Here is a 17955-nt window from a genome sequence, read left to right on the forward strand (position 1 = left end):
TTTATGCCCTCTCGCCACGGATGGAAACAGCCGGGAAGGGGTATTGCTCGTTGCGTTCCACCCAATCCATGAAGTCGGCGCGGGCGCCGGGGAAGCCGATCATGGTCCAGCCGACCATGCCTTTATTGCCGCCGTGGATCGGGTCGCAGAAAAACCCTTCCTTGGTGTTTTGCAGCAGCAGGTTGAAGAACATCTTTGGCGGCACCGCCTCAAAATGCGCAGACACTTCACCGCCGCCTGCTTCGAGGCGCCGAAGCATATCGTCTCGGGTAGCGCTGTCTTGCGCAGCAAAAGCTTTACCGTTGAACGCCTTCGACCAGGCATCCGTGGCGGCAATGCCCAGGCGATAGATCTCCCGGGGCACCAACTTGCTCTGCCAGCCCATCTCCGGCGCGGCGTCGGCATTGAATGGGCCTTGCATGAACCACAGGGCTCCGCTGGCGTAAGGCGTGTTCATCTGGCGGTCGATGTATTCCGGCGCACCGGCTTCCAAAGCACCTGGACCCTGCGCATCGGCGGGAATCAGGCGCTCGACGGCGGCGTTGATAAACGCCCACTCTTCGGCCGTGAAATAACTCGGCTCGTAGGCTTTATCGCTGGCTACAGACTTGGCAGACGCGGCCTGCACGGGCTCGGGCGTGGCCATCAGCATCGAGCCGCCAAGGCCGGTACTGGCAACCGTGACCACCGGGATCAAGGTCAAGGATTTGCGCAAAAAATCACGCCGGGGGTTGTCTTGATCTTGATCAGACATGGGTGCACCTCATCATGTGGTCACGGGTTTGGCCACCGCTTCTGGAGAGCGGCTCGGGCAATCATTGGTTACAAATGATAGCAGGCTAAGCATCCGTAGACCTCGTTAAGCGCCGAACAAAAAAATGTGGGAGGGGGCTTGCTCCCGATAGCGTCGTGTCAGTCAGCCTGTCTTTCAGCTGATCCACCGCCATCGGGGGCAAGCCGCCTCCCACAGGTTGAGTCGGGTACGAGGGTTTTAGTCTTTCTTCAACTTGGGGTTGGGAAAGAACTGCACCGCCTGCACCTTGGGGTCGGCCGGCGCTTTGAGCGCCGAGGTATTGACCCGCGTGCCCAATTCCCTGGGCACCGACAAGCCCTGGTCATTCAACGTGTCGGTATACCCGCAGGCCACGCATTCGCGGTGCGGCACGTCGTCTTCGGTCCACATTTTCAGCTTGTCCGGCTCGCTGCACGCCGGGCAGACCGCCCCGGCGATAAACTGCTTCTTGGTGATCACCGTCATGCTGCCGCGTCCTCACTCAGGCCGCTGTGGCGCAGGAGCGCATCGATGGTCGGCGCGCGCCCACGGAAGTCGACGAACAGCACCATCGGTGCCTGGGAACCACCGCGCGCCAGGATCGCCTCGCGGAAGGCGCGTCCGGTGTCGGCGTTGAGCACGCCGTCTTCTTCGAATTTGGAGAACGCATCCGCCGACAGCACTTCAGCCCACTTGTAGCTGTAGTACCCCGCCGCGTAACCGCCGGCGAAGATGTGCGCAAAGCTATTGGGGAAACGGTTGTAGGCCGGCGGACGCATCACCGAGACCTCGTCACGCACACCTTCGAGCACCTGCGCGACACTGCGGCCATCGCCGTGGGTAGCGTGCATTTCGAAGTCGAACAGCGAGAACTCCAGCTGACGCACCATCATCAGGCCGGATTGGAAGTTCTTCGCCGCCAGCATTTTTTCCAGCAGGTCCTGAGGCAGCGGCTCGCCGGTCTCGTAATGACCGGAGATCAGCGCCAGGCCTTCGGGCTCCCAGCACCAGTTCTCCATGAATTGGCTCGGCAACTCCACCGCATCCCAGGCCACGCCGTTGATGCCGGACACGCCAGCATGCTCGACACGGGTCAGCAAGTGGTGCAGGCCATGGCCGAATTCGTGGAACAGGGTGGTGACTTCATCGTGGGTCAGCAGCGCAGGCTTGCCGCTGTCGGCCGGGGTGAAATTGCACACCAGGTTGGCCACCGGGCTTTGCAGCACGCCGTCGAGGGTGCGGCGACGGTCGCGCGCGCCGTCCATCCAGGCGCCGCCACGCTTGTTGGCGCGGGCGTACAGGTCGAAGAAGAAACGCCCGACGTGCTGGCCGTTTTCCTTGATTTCGAACAGGCGCACGTCCGGGTGCCAGGTGTCGAAGCCTTTCTGCTCGGCGATCTCGATGCCATACAGGCGCTGCACAATGGCAAACAGGCCGCTCAGCACCTTGTCGATCGGGAAGTAGGCGCGCAGGGCTTCCTGGGACACGCTGTAGCGTTGCTCGCGCAGTTTTTCGCCGTAGAAACCGCTGTCCCAGCTTTGCAGGTCGGCGCAGCCCTGTTCGGCGGCGTAAGCCTTGAGCTGTTGCAGATCCAGGGCGGCAAACGGTTTACTGCGCTTGGCCAGGTCCCGCAGGAAGCTCAGCACCTGGTCGCTGGACTCGGCCATCTTGGTGGCCAGGCTCAGCTCGGCGAACGACGCAAAACCCAACAGCTGGGCCAGTTCCTGACGCAGATCGAGGATCTGTTCCATCACCGGGCCGTTATCGTTCTGACCGGCATTCGGGCCCTGGTCCGACGCCCGCGTGCAGTACGCGGCGTAGACTTCTTCGCGCAGGGCGCGGTCGTGGGCGTAAGTCATTACCGCGTAATAACTGGGAAATTCCAGGGTGATCAACCAGCCGTCGAGGCCTTTGGCCTGGGCAGCGGCGGCCATTTGCGCCTTGGCCGAGTCGGTCAGGCCGGCGAGGGTGGCTTCATCGGTAACGTGCTTGGTCCAGGCCTGGGTGGCGTCCAACAGTTGGTTGGAAAACTTGCTGCCCAGCTCCGAGAGCTTGCTTTGCACCTCGGCGTAGCGCTTCTGCTGTTCTGGCGGCAGGTCGATACCCGACAGGCGGAAATCGCGCAGGGAATGCTCCAGAATGGTTTTTTGTGCCACGTCGAAACCGGCGGCTTCCGGGCTGTTGGCCAGGGCTTCAAACGCCTGGAACAGCGCGCGGTTCTGGCCCATCTCGGTGGAATAAGCGCTCAACGCCGGCAGGCAGCTTTCGTATGCTTCGCGCAGCTCGGCGCTGTTGCACACGGCGTTCAGGTGGCTGACCGGGCTCCAGGCGGCGCCCAGGCGGTCATTCAGTTCGTCCATCGCCAGGACCAGGCCTGCCCAGGTAGGGTTTTTACCCTGGCTTTGCAGGATGCCTTCGATGGCAACGCGGTTGTCGGCGAGGATCTGTTCGATGGCCGGTTGCACGTGCTCGGCACGGATCGCTGAGAACGGCGGCAGGTCGTAGGACTGCAGAAGCGGGTTGTTCGCGCTCACGGTGGGCACCTTGGCTGAAGAAAACGGATAAGACAAAGATGGGGCCATCTTAATTACAATCAACACCCACCGCAGCTATCAGCACACAAGAGAGAGGCTATCGTGACCCTTCGCACCTATCAGAACCACACGCCAACCCTCGGCGCCGGGGCTTTTGTCGATATTTCGGCGGTGGTGATCGGCGATGTCGAAATCGGCACCGACAGCTCGGTCTGGCCGCTGACCGTGATTCGCGGCGACATGCACCGCATCCGCATCGGCGCGCGCACCAGCGTGCAGGACGGCTGTGTGCTGCACATCACCCACGCCGGGCCGTTCAACCCGGACGGCTTCCCGTTGCTGATCGGCGACGATGTGACCGTCGCCCACAAAGTCATGCTGCATGGCTGCCGCGTCGGCAACCGGGTGTTGATCGGCATGGGCAGCATCGTGATGGATGGCGCCGTGGTGGAGGACGACGTGATCATCGGCGCCGGCAGCCTGGTGCCGCCGGGCAAGACCCTCGACAGTGGCTTTTTGTACGTGGGCAGCCCGGTCAAACAGGTCCGCGTGTTGACGGACAAGGAGCGCGCGTTTTTCACCTACAGCGCCGCCAACTACGTGAAGCTCAAGGACCTGCACCTGGCAGAGGGGTTCGACCAGTGAGCCTGCGTTACTCCACCGTACTGTTCGATCTCGACGGCACCCTCACCGACCCGCGCGAAGGCATCACGCGCTCGATTCAATATGCCCTTGGCAAACTGGGGATTGATGAGCCGGACCTGACCCGGCTTGAACACTTCATCGGCCCGCCGTTGCTGCAGGCGTTCATGCAGTTCTACGGCTTCGACGAAGCCAAGGCCTGGCAGGCGGTGAATTTCTACCGCGAGCGCTTCAAGGTCACCGGGCTGTATGAAAATCGCGTATTTGACGGCGTGATGCCGTTGCTGGAAGCGCTGAACCAGCAGGGACGCCAGCTTTACGTGGCCACCTCCAAACCGTGGGAATTTGCCCGGGAAATTGCGCGACACTTCGACTTTGCCAGGCACTTCAAGGTGATCTACGGCAGCGAGCTGGACGGCACGCGCACCGACAAGGTCGAGCTGATTGCGCACCTGATGCGCGAAGAAAGCCTGGACCCGGCGGCAACCCTGATGATCGGTGATCGCAAACATGACCTGATTGGCGCGCGCCGCAACGGGCTGGATTCGGCAGCGGTGGGGTATGGGTTCGGCAGTTTTGAAGAGCTGAATGCCGAGGCGCCGACCTGGCATTTCGAGACGCTGGATGAGATGCATCAGGGGTTTTTGCAGCGCTTTTGAGCCGCTATCGGGAGCAAGCCCCCTCTCACATTAGCCCGGCGCTCACAGGTCAAAATGTGGCAGGGGGCTTGCTCCCGATGAGGCCAGCACTGGCAACACCCTCCAACTGCCTGAACGCCGCCTTGCGCTGCGCCACCGGCAACCCACCCAGCCTCTCGACCGCCGCATAAAACTTCACCCAGTCCCCACCTTGCTGCCTGAACAACCCGGCAAACGCCGGCACCCACTGGTCATACAGGCCGAAGGGCAGCAACCGCGCGTTGTTCAGCGGCTGGTCGATCCACGCGTCATAACGCTTGTCGCCTGCCCATTGGCTGTCGCGCATCTGCCGATACTGGCTGCGCAAACGCTCGAACTCCGCCGCCTTGGCCCGGCGCATCGCATCGACGGCCAGGGGCTGTGTGTAGAGCGTTTCCAGGCGCGTGCGGGTGTCGAGAACCAACCGGATAAACTGGTCACGCTGCTGCGACGCCGCCTGGCTGAGCGGCGCCAGCCCTCTGGCGGCACGCCATTGGCGGGTGCCTTCCTGCTCGACGAAGGTGGCAAATGACTCGTTGAATTCGGTGTCGTCCTTCACATAGAAACGCTGGTGCGCCAGTTCATGGAAGATCAACGTGGCCAGGCGCTCGTCGCCCCAGCTCATCATCGAACTCATGATCGGGTCATTGAACCAGCCCAGGGTGGAATAGGCCTCGACGCCACCGATGGCGACATCCAGGCCCTGTTGCCGCAACAACGCCGCCTCGCCGCGCGCCGCGCCCTGGTTGTAGTAGCCGCGATAGGCCACGCACCCGGCGATAGGGAAGCAATGGTTCTGCGGTGACAGGGAAAATTCCTGCGTGGCGAAGACATTCCACACCACATACGGTCGGTGGATGTCGGCGTACAGCCGGTAACTCTGATTGTCCGGCAGGTGCAGGTGCTCGCTGGCAAATGTGCGCGCTTTCTGGGATTGAGCGAGGTGGTCACGCAAGACCTGGGGTCGGGACGGGTCGGCAATCACGGCGGCCACCGGCTCCCGTGCGCGCAGCAATTGCCACTGGCCGTCGGCCAATTGGCTGTAATAACCAACGCTGGAGCAACCACCGAGCAATACGAGCAGCACTGCGGGAAATAAACGCCTGACCATGCGGTGGCTGCTCCTGGAAGTGGGGCCGCCAGACTATCGCGCTTGAAGGTGATTTTTCCACGCGATGACGTGTTTATACTCAAACTTCGTCCCGCGTTGAGTTCCTGCCATGCGCCAGCTTCTGATTCCCGCCGCCGCCCTGTTGCTCAGCGCCTGCGCGTTGACGCCCTTGCCGGCCGTCGACCCGCAGCAGGCCTGGGTCGATTTCACCACGCCCACGCCCGGCGCCAAACTGGTGATGGCGGAGCGTCTGGACGGGGAGAAACTCAATGACGGTCGCTTTTTCCAAATGCCCCCCGGCCCTCACGAGCTGATGGTGCGCTTTGATTTTGAAGTGCCCGCCGGTGGCGGATTGGGCGGCCTCAGCCAGATGATGTACCGCACGTGTTTCATAACGCTGCAGTACGACCACTTCCAGGCCGGCCAGCGCTACGTGCTGGAAGGGCGCTCGCTGGCGTTCACGCCAAACATCCGCCTGTATGACCCGGCACGTCAGTTGCTGGCCGAAGAGCGCAGCGTGAACTGCCTCTGATCAGTCGTTGTTTTTCTGATAGAGGATGCGCTTGGTGCCGTTTTCGCACGAACCGACAATCATGGCGCTGTCGTGATTCCTGGCTTCTTCGGCAGTGATGATTTCCAGGGTGTAGGACGGAATCGCCTTGGCCTGGATATTCACTTCGATCTCTTTTCTAAGCTCTTCACAATCTTTTGGTGCGGCCACAGCCGACGTGGCCAACGCACCGCAGATGATTGCCAAGGCAAAACGTTTCATGTGTGTAGCTCCCTGAATGCATGCGCACGGGTGTGCGCCTAGGCTGCATATGGCTATAGGACCACATTTGCGAAACGGGAGTTCTGATTTAACGCACAACTGAACGTGTGGAAAAAATGAGGGAGGGCTTGCCCCTCCCACATTGAAGCGGCTGCATCAGTTAACGAGCGTGCCGTCCAGGGTAATGGTGGCGTTCAACAGCTTCGACACCGGGCACCCTTCCTTGGCCTTCTTGCTCAGCTCATCAAACTGCGCCTGGCTGGCGCCGGGGATTTTGGCCTTCAGCACCAAGTGCACCGCAGTAATGGCGAAGCCGCCTTCAACCTGATCCAGGGTCACTTCTGCCTGGGTGTCGATGCTGTCAGCCTTGAGGCCGGCGTCGCCAAGAATCATGGAAAACGCCATGGAGAAACAGCCGGCGTGGGCGGCACCGATCAGTTCTTCAGGGTTGGTGCCCTTGCCGCCTTCGAAACGGGCCTTGAAGCCGTAGGGCGCTTCGCGAAGTACGCCGGTTTCCGTGGAGATGGAACCCAGGCCAGTCTTCAGATCACCTTCCCAATGCGCGGATGCTTTTTTAACGATACTCATAGCGGTCTCCTCGAACGGTGGTTTTACGTCGTCAAGGATTCTGAGGTTAGACGGCGCGGCAAAGTTCATCTTGTCGGAAAAACCTAGCGAATTAGTAGGAAATTTCCTAGCCTGCTATTGAATCTCGGGTATATGCCCTCATTTCACAGAGCATGCACATGAAGCGGCAGGTTTGGTTCGTCTTGAAAGCCTGCGCCCCTATTGGAGAAGCAGGCTTATGAAATCGCTGTCCGACGTAAAGTTTTCGACCCTCGACCTGGTACCCGTGCGCGCCGATGGCAGCCCGGCGCAGTCGCTGCGCAATTCGCTGGACTTGGCCCAGCACGTGGAAAAATTCGGCTACAACCGTTTCTGGGTGGCCGAGCACCACAACATGGACGGCATCGCCAGCTCGGCCACCTCGGTATTGCTCGGCTACCTGGCCGGGGGCACCTCGACCATCCGCGTCGGCTCCGGCGGCGTGATGCTGCCCAACCACGCACCGCTGGTGATCGCCGAACAGTTCGGCACCCTCGAAAGCCTCTACCCTGGCCGCATCGATCTGGGCCTGGGCCGCGCGCCCGGCTCCGACCAGATGACCGCCCGCGCCCTGCGCCGTGAGCGCTCCGGCAGTGCGGATGACTTCCCGCAGGACGTGGCCGAACTGATGGCCTACCTCGGCCCACGCACCCCCGATCAGCGCGTGATCGCCGTGCCCGGCACCGGCACCCATGTGCCGGTATGGCTGCTTGGTTCAAGCCTGTTCAGCGCACAACTGGCCGGTGAGCGCGGTTTGCCCTACGCCTTCGCCTCCCATTTCGCACCGCGCCTGATGCACGAGGCGGTGCGCGTCTACCGCAATCACTTCCAGCCTTCAGCCGTGCTGGACAAGCCCTACGTGATGCTCGGCATTCCGCTGGTGGCTGCTGACACCGACGAACAGGCCGAGTACCTGGCCACCTCGATGTATCAACGCATCCTCGCGTTGATGCGCGGGCAGAGCCTGGTGCAGCGCGCACCGGTAAACACCATGGATGGCCTGTGGCTGCCCCACGAAAAAGACGCGGTCGGCAGCTTCCTCGGCCTGGCCATGGTCGGCGGCCCGGCGAAAATCCGCGCCAGGCTGGAGGTGCTGATCGAGCAGACCGGCGCCGACGAGCTGATCTTCACCAGCGACCTGTACGAGCATGCCGATCGGATTCATTCCTTCGAGCTGCTGGCGCAAGTGATGAAGGGCTGAACCTCAGGCATAAAAAAACCGACGCACCTGCGTCGGTTTTTTATGTCTGGAGCACGGGATTAACCGCGCTTGTAGACGATTTCCTTGGTGCCGCCTTCACAGCTGCCAATCACTTTGGCATCGGCCGCTGCGCCTTTCTCGACGACATCCAGCGAGTAATGCTGAACGCCTTTAGCGTCAAGCTTCGCTGCGAGTTCGCTTTTCAGCTCATCACAAGGCTTGCCCGCCGCCAGAGCTGTGCCTGCAATGCTCAACAAACCTACTGCCAACAGAAACTTTTTCATCCGTTACTTCCTTGCGCTGATCAAATTGAGCGTGCCGACGCCTATGGCGTCGGCACCCAATGTGTGTAGCGCAGGTTATGGCAATCGGCCAGCGAGCAAAGTTCAACTCACCCGATTAACTACTGGCAATACGGAATCCCACCTTGAGGGTGACCTGATAATGGGCAACCTTGCCGTTCTCGATATGACCACGGGTTTCAGTCACCTCGAACCACTCCAAGTGCGTCAGGCTTTTGCTGGCTTCAGCCAATGCGTTGTTGATCGCATCTTCAATGCTGGTGGTGGACGAACCCACCAGTTCGACTTTCTTGTAGGTGTGATTACTCATGGCGTTTCTCCTAAAGGTCGTCAATCAAGACTAGCAGTGAATGTTCTTACTGCTTCAGGCGACCATTCGCAGGAGAAAGTTCAGAATTACTGCACTTTCTGAAACGGGCGCAGTCGGTATCTACACACGCCACTCAATCACTTTCAGGAGAGTTCACATGGCCAACACTTCTTTACGCAAAGCGTCGCTGGAAAGCATGGAAGCCGAGATTTCGAGCCTGCTCAAATCCCTTGAGAGCCTCAAGGATGACGCGTCCGATGAGTCGCGCAAAACACTGAAGGCCTTGAAAAGCAATGCCGAGAACGCCCTCAAGCACTCTCGCCACCTGATCACCGATGCCTACGAAGAAAGCAAGGTCAAACTGCGCGAAACCGGCGTTGCTACCCGTGACTACGCACAAGAGCACCCATGGACTACTGCCGGTGTTGCCGTCGGTGCACTGGGCCTGCTGGCAGCCTACCTGCTGTGCAAACGCGGTGACTAATACGTGGTCTGGCGCGCCAGCTCAGCCTTGAGCCACTGCGCCAATTGCCCTGCGCGCCCGTCTGCGGCGCGCTTGGGCAGCCACAACGCCAGGTGCGCCGGGGTTTCACTGAAACCCCATGGCGCCACCAGCCGACCCGCACGCAGGTCCTCTGCCACCAGCGGCTGCGGTGCAATCGCCACCCCAAGTCCCGCCACTGCTGCTTCCAGCAAATAATACAAATGCTCAAACCCCTGGCCGAGTTTCAACGTGCCGGGCTCGATGCCGTGTGGCTGCGCCCAACTGGGCCAGGCTTGCGGGCGCGAGGTGGTGTGCAACAGCGGTTCGCCACACAAGGCAGAAGCCGGGGCCTGGCGCAGTCTTTCGTAACCGGCGAAACGCGGGCTCATGACCGGCCCGATGCGTTCGCTGGCCAGCTCGAACACCTGCATGTCGGCCGGCCATGGTGGTTCGGCAAACACCAGCAGGGCGTCGAGACCCGGTCGACGCGGATCGAGATCGCCATCACCCGCCGAGAGGTGCAGACGCAGGTCTGGCAGATCGGCATTCAAGCGGCCCAGGCGCGGGATCAGCCAGCGCGCGAGCAAGCTGCCCGAACAACCCAGCACGAAGGGTGCGTCGGCGCTGTGGCGGGTCAATTCGTTGCACACATCCCTGAGCCGTTCGAAGGCCTCGGCACTCACATCACGCAGCCGTACGCCTGCATCTGTGAGTTTAAGGCCACGACCTTCCTTGACGAACAGGCTGACGCCCAGGTGTTCTTCGAGCACTTTGAGCTGGCGACTCACCGCACCGTGGGTCACATGCAGCTGCTCGGCTGCCTGGCTGACGCTGTTTAGCCGCGCTGCGGCTTCAAACGCGCGCAAGGCATTGAGCGGTGGGAGGTCTCGGCTCATCTGTGAGTTTTCCTGACAGGTTGCGGCGATCTTATCGGTTTTCAGCCTGGAGCGTGAGGGGTAGAGTGGACCTCATTGCATCTCTCACCCCCTATTCCCTGGAGCGTCCCATGATTGAGTCCCAGACCGACCTGCGCAACGGCCCGGACCTTAACGGCCTGTTTGGCGGCTTTGGCGGCCGCTACGTTGCAGAAACCCTGATGCCGTTGATCCTCGACCTGGCCCGCGAATACGAAGCGGCCAAGATCGATCCGGCTTTCAATAAGGAACTGGCCTACTTCCAGCGCGACTACGTCGGACGCCCGAGCCCGCTGTACTTCGCCGAACGCCTGACCGAATTCTGCGGCGGCGCCAAGATCTACCTCAAGCGCGAAGAGCTCAACCACACCGGCGCGCACAAGATCAACAACTGCATCGGCCAGATTCTGCTGGCGCGGCGCATGGGCAAAAAACGCATCATCGCCGAGACCGGCGCCGGCATGCACGGCGTGGCCACCGCCACCGTGGCGGCGCGCTTCGGCCTGCAATGCGTGATCTATATGGGCACCACCGACATCGAGCGCCAACAGGCCAACGTGTTCCGCATGAAATTGCTGGGCGCTGAAGTCATCCCCGTGGTGGCCGGCACCGGCACGCTGAAGGACGCGATGAACGAAGCGCTGCGCGACTGGGTGACCAATGTCGACGACACCTTTTACCTGATCGGCACCGTGGCCGGCCCGCACCCTTACCCTGCCATGGTGCGTGACTTCCAGGCCGTGATCGGCAAGGAAACCCGCGACCAGATGCAAGCCCAGGAAGGCCGCCTGCCGGACAGCCTGGTGGCGTGCATCGGCGGCGGTTCGAACGCGATGGGCCTGTTCCACCCGTTCCTGGATGACAAGAGCGTGGACATCATCGGCGTCGAAGCGGCCGGCCACGGCATCGAGACCGGCAAACACGCCGCCAGCCTCAACGGCGGCGTACCAGGCGTACTGCACGGTAACCGCACCTTCCTGCTGCAGGACGACGATGGTCAGATCATCGACGCCCACTCGATTTCCGCAGGCCTGGACTACCCCGGCATCGGCCCGGAACACGCGTGGTTGCATGACATCGGCCGCGTCCAGTACACCTCGGTGACCGACGACGAAGCCCTCGAGGCGTTCCACAAATGCTGCCGCCTGGAAGGGATTATTCCTGCGCTGGAAAGCGCCCATGCCCTGGCCGAAGTGTTCAAGCGCGCACCGAACCTGCCCAAGGATCACCTGATGGTCATCAACCTGTCGGGCCGTGGCGACAAGGACATGCAGACCGTGATGCACCACATGGGACATGCTCAACCAGAGCATGCCAAGCAGGAGACACACTGATGAGCCGCCTGCAAACCCGCTTTGCGCAGTTGAAAGAACAAAACCGCGCCGCCCTGGTGACCTTCGTCACCGCCGGCGACCCGGGGTATGACGCTTCGCTGGCGATCCTCAAAGGCCTGCCTGCGGCCGGCGCCGATGTGATCGAGCTGGGCATGCCCTTCACCGACCCGATGGCCGACGGCCCGGCGATCCAGCTGGCGAACATCCGCGCGCTGGAAGCCAAACAGAACCTGGCGAAAACCCTGCAGATGGTGCGCGAGTTCCGCAAGGACAATAACGACACGCCGCTGGTGTTGATGGGTTACTTCAACCCGATCCACAAATACGGCGTGCCGACGTTCATCAGCGACGCCAAGGACGCCGGAGTCGATGGCCTGATCGTGGTCGACATGCCGCCCGAGCATAACGCTGAGCTGTGCGACCCGGCCCAGGCCGCCGGCATCGACTTTATCCGCCTGACCACGCCGACCACCGACGATGTGCGTCTGCCTACCGTGCTCAACGGCAGTTCCGGCTTTGTGTACTACGTGTCGGTGGCCGGTGTGACCGGTGCCGGCGCCGCCACCCTGGAACACGTCGAAGAAGCCGTGACGCGCCTGCGCCGCCATACCGACCTGCCGATCAGCATCGGTTTTGGTATCCGCACGCCGGAACAGGCCGCTGCCATCGCTCGCCTGGCGGACGGTGTCGTGGTGGGCTCGGCATTGATCGACCACATCGCCAACGCCAGCAGCCACGAGCACGCTATCGATGGGGTATTGAGCCATTGCGCGGCGCTGGCCGAAGGCGTGCGTAACGCGCGTAAGTAAGCGTCCCGTCAGCGCTAGGTAAAGTTCCTGATACAGAGGAATCAACCGGCGCGGGCACGGCCTAAACAGCAAGACCCAGGGATTTCGAACCTCGTTCGAAATCCCTTTTTTGTGTGTGCCCTGAGGAATCCCCGATGAAAATGCCCAAATCCGTGATTGCAGGTCTCGGCGTGCTGGTACTCGGCGCCAGCGCCTTGGTGCACGCCGCGCCGCCCGACCCGCGCGGCGAAGGCCCGGGTCGTGACGGCCCGCCGGGGCCCCATGAGCAACGTGGCCCGCAGGACGACCGCCGAGGCGGCCCACCCCGGGATTTCGGCCCGGTGCGCCAGATCATCCACGACCACCACGACCAGTTCGCACGCGGCGCGCCACCGCCACCGGACGTGCGCCTGGAACGCGGCCGACCATTGCCCCCCGGCTACTACGGCGAGCGCCTCGGCCCCCGCGAACTGGAGCGCCTGCCGCGCTACGACGGTTACGAATGGCGCCGCTCCGGCCCGGACGTGGTGTTGATTGCAGTGGGCACCGGCATCGTCTACGAGATCCTTGCCAACGTACTTAACTAAGCAGGTTTTTTGTGGCGAGCGGGCTTGCTTGTGGCGAGCAGGCTTGTCCTGCGTTGGGCTGCGCAGCAGCCCCAAAACCAGACGCTGAGTCGTATCAGGTACACCGCGTTTTGCCTGATTGGGGGCGCTTCGCACCCCAACGCGGGGCAAGCCCGCTCGCCACAAGCAAGCCCGCTCGCCACAACACAAAAAGCCTGCTAGCCACAGAAGCCCGCCCGCCACCACAGGCGGGTCAGGGTTTACAACTCGATCCGCTCGACCTTGCCCACCAGCAGCACGTAGGACAACGCGCCAAGCAGCGCCAGCACGGCGATGTAGGTTATTGCCGGCGCAAACGAGTCGCCGCTGGCCAGAAAGCCGATCACGATTGGCGTGGCAATCGCCGACAGGTTACCGATGAAGTTGAACACCCCGCCCGTCAATCCCAGCAAACGCGCGGGGGCCAGGGTCGACACCAGCGACCAGGTGATCGATGCCAGGCCATTGCCGAAGAACGCCAGCGCCAGGAAGGCAATCACCCACGCCGTCGAGTCCACGTAGTTGGCGCCGATTATCGCAGTGGAAATCAGTAGCCCGCTGATGATCGGCAACTTGCGTGCAAAGCCCACCGACGCTCCCCGGCGGATCAGCCAGTCGGAAAAGATCCCGGAACACAGCACACCGACAAACGCCGCGAGAAAGGGCAGCGAGGCCAGCAGGCCGGACTTGATGAAATCCATGCCACGGTATTTCACCAGGTAAGTGGGGAACCACGTCAGGAAAAACCACAGCGTGGAGTTCAGGCAGAACTGGCCCAGGTAGATGCCCCAGAGTTTGCGCTTGCTCAGCACAATGCCCAGGTCGACCCAACTGAACGGCGCCTTTTTGGTCTGCGCCTGCATGTCCACCAGGCCGCCGCCGTCGCGGATCAGTTGAATTTCCGCCGCATTGGCGCCTTTGAAATCCTTCGGCTCGCGGTACACCGCGTACCAGATCAGCGCCCACAGGATGCCCACGCCGCCCGTGGCGACAAACACCATGTGCCAGCCGAACCGGTGTTGCAGCCAGGCCAGCACCGGCGTCAGAAACGCCAGCCCGACGAACTGCCCCGAGGTATAAAAGCCAATCGCCGTGGCACGTTCGCGCTCGGGAAACCAGGTGGTCACCACACGGCTGTTGATCGGATAGGCCGGGGCCTCCAGTGCGCCGACCGCCATGCGCAACACAAACAGCGCGATAAAGCTGGCGGCAAAGCCCAGCATCACCGTGGCAATCGACCACAACAGCAAGGCGGCGGTGTAGAGGATGCGCGGTGGCACCCGGTCGACCAGCCAGCCGCCGGGAATCTGCATGGCCGCGTAGGTCCAGCCGAACGCGGAGAAGATCAGCCCGACATGCACCGGGTCGATCCCCAGGTCGCTGGTCAAAGCTGGCGCGGCAATCGACAGGTTGCTGCGGTCCAGGTAGTTGATCACCACGGTGATGAACAGCAGCAGGCCGATGAAGTAGCGCTTTCGGCTAGGCGTGACGAGAGAAGCCTGTCCGGTGTGGGATTCAGGTTGCATGGGGAGTGCCTCTTTTTATGTTTATTGAGGACTGGGTGGGAGGGGGCTGGCTCCCGATAGCGGTGAATCAGCCACTGAAAATGTCGACTGACACCCAGCTATCGGGAGCAGGCCCCCTCCCACCTGTTTAACCGCATTCTTTCAGTCAGAGCGTGCTTACCACTCGGCAAAGCTGCCGTCGGCATGGCGCCAGATCGGGTTGCGCCAGCGATGGCCGATGGCCGCGCGTTCGATCACGTATTCCTCGTTGATCTCGATGCCCAGGCCCGGGCCGTTGGGGATCTTCACAAAGCCCTGGTCATAGTCGAACACGCCCGGGTCGCGCACGTAGTCGAGCAGGTCGTTGCTCTCGTTGTAGTGAATGCCCAGGCTTTGTTCCTGGATAAACGCGTTGTAGCAGACCGCGTCCAGTTGCAGGCAGGCCGCCAGGGCAATCGGGCCCAGCGGACAGTGCAGAGCCAGCGCCACGTCGTAGGCTTCGGCCATGTTGGCGATCTTGCGCGTCTCGGTGATGCCGCCCGCGTGGGAGGCATCCGGCTGGATGATGTCGACGTAGCCCTCGCTGAGCACGCGCTTGAAGTCCCAGCGCGAGAACAGGCGCTCGCCCAGGGCAATCGGCGTGCTGGTCAGCGGCGCCAGCTCTTTCAGCGCTTCATAGTTTTCGCTGAGCACCGGCTCTTCGATAAACATCAGCTTGTACGGGTCCAGCTCCTTCATCAGCACCTTGGCCATCGGCTTGTGCACGCGGCCATGGAAGTCGACGCCGATGCCCACGTTGGGGCCGACTGCATCACGCACGGCCGCCACGTTGGCCAGGGCCAGGTCGACTTTGTCGAAGCTGTCGACGAACTGCAGTTCTTCGGTGCCGTTCATTTTCACGGCGGTAAAGCCACGGGCCACGGCCTCTTTGGCGGCACGCGCGGTGTCAGCCGGACGGTCGCCGCCGATCCACGAATACACGCGAATCTTGTCGCGCACCTGCCCGCCGAGCAGGTCGCTCACAGACACGCCGAGGGCCTTGCCCTTGATGTCCCACAGCGCCTGGTCGATACCGGCCAGGGCACTCATGTGCACGGCACCGCCACGGTAGAAGCCGCCGCGATAGAGCACGGTCCAGATGTCTTCGATATTGCGTGGGTCTTTGCCGATCAGGTAGTCGGACAGTTCTTCAACGGCAGCCGCCACCGTGTGGGCGCGGCCCTCGACCACCGGCTCACCCCAGCCGGTCACACCCTGGTCGGTCTCGACCTTGAGGAAGCACCAGCGCGGCGGGACGATAAAGGTCGTCAGTTTGGTGATTTTCATCTGTTATCTCTCTTATCGATGCGGCGCCTGCGGGCGCGGAACTTGATATCAGCTCAGGGCTTTCCAGGCGGCGACATACGCCTGGGCGCGGCTCGCGACCTGATCCACTGTCATACCCGGTTTGAACAACCCGGAACCCAACCCGAAACCCTTGGCGCCGGCGTCGCTGAACACCTGCATGTTGTCCGGGGTGATGCCGCCCACCGGCAGCAGCAGGGTGCCCGCCGGCAATACCGCGAGCCACGCCTTGATCACCGCCGGGCCCATTTGCTCGGACGGAAACAGCTTCAGCACATCGGCGCCTTCGGCCAATGCCGCGAACGCTTCGGTGGGCGTCGCCACACCCGGCGACAGGTACAGGCCGGCCGCTTTTGCCGCACGCAGTACCTTGGCATCGCTGTGGGGCATGACGATCACCTGGCCGCCGGCCGCCTTGACCTGCTCGACCTGTTCCGGCGTCAACACCGTGCCGGCACCGATCAGGCAATCGGCGGGCAAGGTGTCGCGCAGGGTGCGGATGCTGGTGTAGGGGTCGGGCGAATTGAGCGGCACTTCGATCACGCGAAAACCGGCGTCGTACAACACCAGTCCGATGGCCAGGGCTTCGTCCGGGCGTACGCCGCGCAGGATCGCGATCAAACCGTTTTGTGCCAGTGCGTGCTTGAGCATGTCAGGCCTCCGTTGCTGGTTGAGTGAGCCCGGCCGCCACGGCCAATTGCCACAGGCCGCGCTCGGTGGCTTCCTGCGCCAGGCTGACATGGGCGAAGCCGCAAAGGGCGAGGGCGCGTTGATAGCGGGTGCAAAGAGCAGCGGCGCCGACCAGGATGATCGGCTGGTGTTTTGCGCTGCCTGGCAGGCCGGCGAGTTCATGGCCGATCATCAGGCCGGAAAGATAATCCGCTTGTTGCTCGGCCGAGAGTTCGGCGGTGAGGCCCAGGGTACGGGCGCTGAACAGGGTGGACAGCAAACCGCGCTGGCCATCGGCCGACAGCGCCACGTGTACGCCTCGGTCAAAGGCTTGGGCCTGGAACTGCTCACAGGGCTGTTGGGTACGCCCCAGAATGCTGTGTTTGCTCAATATCGCGAACAGCTCACCGGTCATGAAAGTGTCGAAATGGGTGATGCGGCCATCGACCACCTTGACCCATTTGCAATGGCTGCCGGGCAGGCCGATCAATACGTCAGCGCCCGCCGGCAGGCTTTGCAGCACGCCCAGCACCTGGGTTTCTTCGCCGCGCATCACATTGGGCAAGCCGTCCGGCTCGATCACACCGGGCACGATGTGCACCTCCACACCGCGCAGGCTGCGCACCCGGTGCAAGGCCTGGCCCAGGCTGGAGACGTCGACGGGTGTAGCGCGATAGGCCGCTTCGCTCCAGCCCTGGGCGCTGCCGACCATGCCGCAGGCGATCACCGGCAGATGGGGCGCAGCGTCGAGCCAGTCGCCACAGGCCGCGTCAAAGGCCAGCTCGAAGCCATCGGTGCAGCGCACACCGGCGATAGCGCGGGCCTCGGTGGGCAAATGCATGATGCCCGACGCCAGCGCGCGCTGTTCCAGCACCACGCCTGCGGGGCCGAGTTTGTAAGCACGAAGGGAGCTGGTCCCCCAATCGAGCGCGATCAATTGCGCCTGCATCGCTTCACCTGAGTGTTCTGAGCGGATGGGCGAATATAAACCCAAGGCGGCGCGAATCTCAATATATAAATATCTGTCCCATATATAGGGAATCAACGGCTATTTATTTAAATGCGCTCAGGTTCAGCTCCCGCATCGCCCCCATCCAGATCGCGTAGTCGGTGTGGTCCTTGAGGTCGTCACCGGTGTCCGGATGCAGGAACACCACCAGGCCATTGCGATGGATCACCAGCCAGGGCAGCACCACACCGATGTATTCGACGTCGAACGCCAGCTGACAGCTCCAGTCCGGGTGCGGGCCCACCGGCCGTTGGTGCATGCGCCCCATGCGCAGCGGGAACAGTGCGGCGGCGTCTTCACACAACGTGCGGGCCTGATCGAGGGTGTCGGCGTCGAAGTAGATATGGGCGTGATAGCCCTTGATGCGTTGCATGGC

The 17955-nt window shown here is 62.2% G+C and carries 22 protein-coding genes; 8 read left to right on the forward strand and 14 right to left on the reverse strand.

All coding sequences use genetic code 11. From position 1 onward, the window contains the following. Position 1: 1 nt before the first annotated feature. The 3 genes from ACXX81_RS22250 to prlC all read right to left on the reverse strand — a co-directional run bounded on the left by ACXX81_RS22250 (position 2) and on the right by prlC (position 3306). Positions 2–754 (reverse strand): gluconate 2-dehydrogenase subunit 3 family protein, encoded by a 753-nt coding sequence (locus ACXX81_RS22250; protein WP_209986817.1) that lies wholly within the window; start codon positions 752–754, stop codon positions 2–4. Between the two features lie 237 nt (positions 755–991). Then, positions 992–1258 (reverse strand): YheV family putative zinc ribbon protein, encoded by a 267-nt coding sequence (locus ACXX81_RS22255; protein ID WP_231422187.1) that lies wholly within the window; start codon positions 1256–1258, stop codon positions 992–994. Continuing rightward, positions 1255–3306 (reverse strand): oligopeptidase A, encoded by a 2052-nt coding sequence (gene prlC / locus ACXX81_RS22260; protein ID WP_458572411.1) that lies wholly within the window; start codon positions 3304–3306, stop codon positions 1255–1257. The genes ACXX81_RS22255 and prlC overlap by 4 nt, the downstream gene beginning before the upstream one ends. Positions 3307–3408: 102 nt before the next feature. Between prlC and ACXX81_RS22265 the strand changes: the two genes are divergently transcribed. Together ACXX81_RS22265 and ACXX81_RS22270 are read left to right on the forward strand one after the other, a co-directional pair. Further along, positions 3409–3951, forward strand: coding sequence for a gamma carbonic anhydrase family protein (locus ACXX81_RS22265; RefSeq protein ID WP_458572412.1), 543 nt, complete (start codon positions 3409–3411; stop codon positions 3949–3951). Beyond that, positions 3948–4607: an HAD family hydrolase gene (locus ACXX81_RS22270; RefSeq protein ID WP_209986803.1), complete on the forward strand. Its 660-nt coding sequence runs from the start codon at positions 3948–3950 to the stop codon at positions 4605–4607. Before ACXX81_RS22265 ends, ACXX81_RS22270 begins: the two co-directional genes overlap by 4 nt. 49 nt (positions 4608–4656) lie before the next feature. Here ACXX81_RS22270 and ACXX81_RS22275 read toward each other — a convergent pair whose 3' ends face one another. Then, positions 4657–5736, reverse strand: coding sequence for an aminopeptidase (locus tag ACXX81_RS22275; RefSeq protein ID WP_458572413.1), 1080 nt, complete (start codon positions 5734–5736; stop codon positions 4657–4659). Between the two features lie 109 nt (positions 5737–5845). On the opposite strand from ACXX81_RS22275, the gene ACXX81_RS22280 reads away from it, so the two are divergent. Further along, positions 5846–6268: a PA0061/PA0062 family lipoprotein gene (locus ACXX81_RS22280; RefSeq protein WP_458572414.1), complete on the forward strand. Its 423-nt coding sequence runs from the start codon at positions 5846–5848 to the stop codon at positions 6266–6268. On the opposite strand, the gene ACXX81_RS22285 is transcribed toward ACXX81_RS22280, so the two are convergent. After that, a complete protein-coding gene (locus tag ACXX81_RS22285) occupies positions 6269–6508 on the reverse strand; it encodes a DUF1161 domain-containing protein (protein ID WP_209986793.1) in 240 nt (79 codons plus the stop codon). Positions 6509–6664: 156 nt separating this feature from the next. After that, entirely contained in the window at positions 6665–7096 is a 432-nt protein-coding gene (locus ACXX81_RS22290) for an OsmC family protein (protein ID WP_057006206.1), read from the reverse strand. 217 nt (positions 7097–7313) lie between these two features. On the opposite strand from ACXX81_RS22290, the gene ACXX81_RS22295 reads away from it, so the two are divergent. Next, on the forward strand, positions 7314–8315 hold the full coding sequence (locus ACXX81_RS22295) for an LLM class flavin-dependent oxidoreductase (protein WP_458572415.1): 1002 nt from the start codon (positions 7314–7316) through the stop codon (positions 8313–8315). A 59-nt stretch (positions 8316–8374) separates the two neighbouring features. Here the strand turns inward: ACXX81_RS22295 and ACXX81_RS22300 are convergent, their stop codons facing one another. Both ACXX81_RS22300 and ACXX81_RS22305 read right to left on the reverse strand, forming a co-directional pair. Beyond that, positions 8375–8599: a DUF1161 domain-containing protein gene (locus ACXX81_RS22300; protein ID WP_231422194.1), complete on the reverse strand. Its 225-nt coding sequence runs from the start codon at positions 8597–8599 to the stop codon at positions 8375–8377. Positions 8600–8714: 115 nt separating this feature from the next. Beyond that, positions 8715–8927 (reverse strand): dodecin, encoded by a 213-nt coding sequence (locus ACXX81_RS22305; protein ID WP_003233668.1) that lies wholly within the window; start codon positions 8925–8927, stop codon positions 8715–8717. A 157-nt stretch (positions 8928–9084) separates the two neighbouring features. On the opposite strand from ACXX81_RS22305, the gene ACXX81_RS22310 reads away from it, so the two are divergent. Further along, entirely contained in the window at positions 9085–9411 is a 327-nt protein-coding gene (locus ACXX81_RS22310; RefSeq protein WP_034101663.1) for an ElaB/YgaM/YqjD family protein, read from the forward strand. Here the strand turns inward: ACXX81_RS22310 and ACXX81_RS22315 are convergent. Then, positions 9408–10307, reverse strand: coding sequence for a LysR family transcriptional regulator (locus ACXX81_RS22315; RefSeq protein WP_231422196.1), 900 nt, complete (start codon positions 10305–10307; stop codon positions 9408–9410). The two genes, ACXX81_RS22310 and ACXX81_RS22315, sit on opposite strands and share 4 nt — an antisense overlap. A 110-nt stretch (positions 10308–10417) precedes the next feature. On the opposite strand from ACXX81_RS22315, the gene trpB reads away from it, so the two are divergent. The 3 genes from trpB (at position 10418) to ACXX81_RS22330 (ending at position 13034) form a co-directional block, all read left to right on the forward strand. After that, positions 10418–11659, forward strand: a complete 1242-nt coding sequence (trpB, locus tag ACXX81_RS22320) for a tryptophan synthase subunit beta (protein ID WP_322212235.1) — start codon at positions 10418–10420, stop codon at positions 11657–11659. Then, positions 11659–12468, forward strand: coding sequence for a tryptophan synthase subunit alpha (trpA, locus tag ACXX81_RS22325; RefSeq protein ID WP_057006211.1), 810 nt, complete (start codon positions 11659–11661; stop codon positions 12466–12468). The genes trpB and trpA overlap by 1 nt, the downstream gene beginning before the upstream one ends. 134 nt (positions 12469–12602) lie before the next feature. After that, on the forward strand, positions 12603–13034 hold the full coding sequence (locus ACXX81_RS22330) for an anti-virulence regulator CigR family protein (protein ID WP_209986775.1): 432 nt from the start codon (positions 12603–12605) through the stop codon (positions 13032–13034). Positions 13035–13273: 239 nt separating this feature from the next. On the opposite strand, the gene ACXX81_RS22335 is transcribed toward ACXX81_RS22330, so the two are convergent. From ACXX81_RS22335 to ACXX81_RS22355, 5 genes are all read right to left on the reverse strand, one after another. Continuing rightward, on the reverse strand, positions 13274–14578 hold the full coding sequence (locus ACXX81_RS22335; RefSeq protein WP_458572416.1) for an MFS transporter: 1305 nt from the start codon (positions 14576–14578) through the stop codon (positions 13274–13276). A gap of 156 nt (positions 14579–14734) precedes the next feature. Next, on the reverse strand, positions 14735–15883 hold the full coding sequence (gene dgoD, locus ACXX81_RS22340; protein WP_003233648.1) for a galactonate dehydratase: 1149 nt from the start codon (positions 15881–15883) through the stop codon (positions 14735–14737). A 48-nt stretch (positions 15884–15931) separates the two neighbouring features. Continuing rightward, positions 15932–16552: a 2-dehydro-3-deoxy-6-phosphogalactonate aldolase gene (locus ACXX81_RS22345; protein WP_458572417.1), complete on the reverse strand. Its 621-nt coding sequence runs from the start codon at positions 16550–16552 to the stop codon at positions 15932–15934. A 1-nt stretch (position 16553) separates the two neighbouring features. Then, entirely contained in the window at positions 16554–17519 is a 966-nt protein-coding gene (locus ACXX81_RS22350) for a 2-dehydro-3-deoxygalactonokinase (protein WP_458572418.1), read from the reverse strand. A gap of 103 nt (positions 17520–17622) precedes the next feature. Beyond that, a complete protein-coding gene (locus ACXX81_RS22355) occupies positions 17623–17952 on the reverse strand; it encodes a DOPA 4,5-dioxygenase family protein (protein ID WP_322212231.1) in 330 nt (109 codons plus the stop codon). Positions 17953–17955: the final 3 nt, after the last annotated feature.

The sequence above is a fragment of the Pseudomonas sp. GNP013 genome (assembly GCF_054343995.1).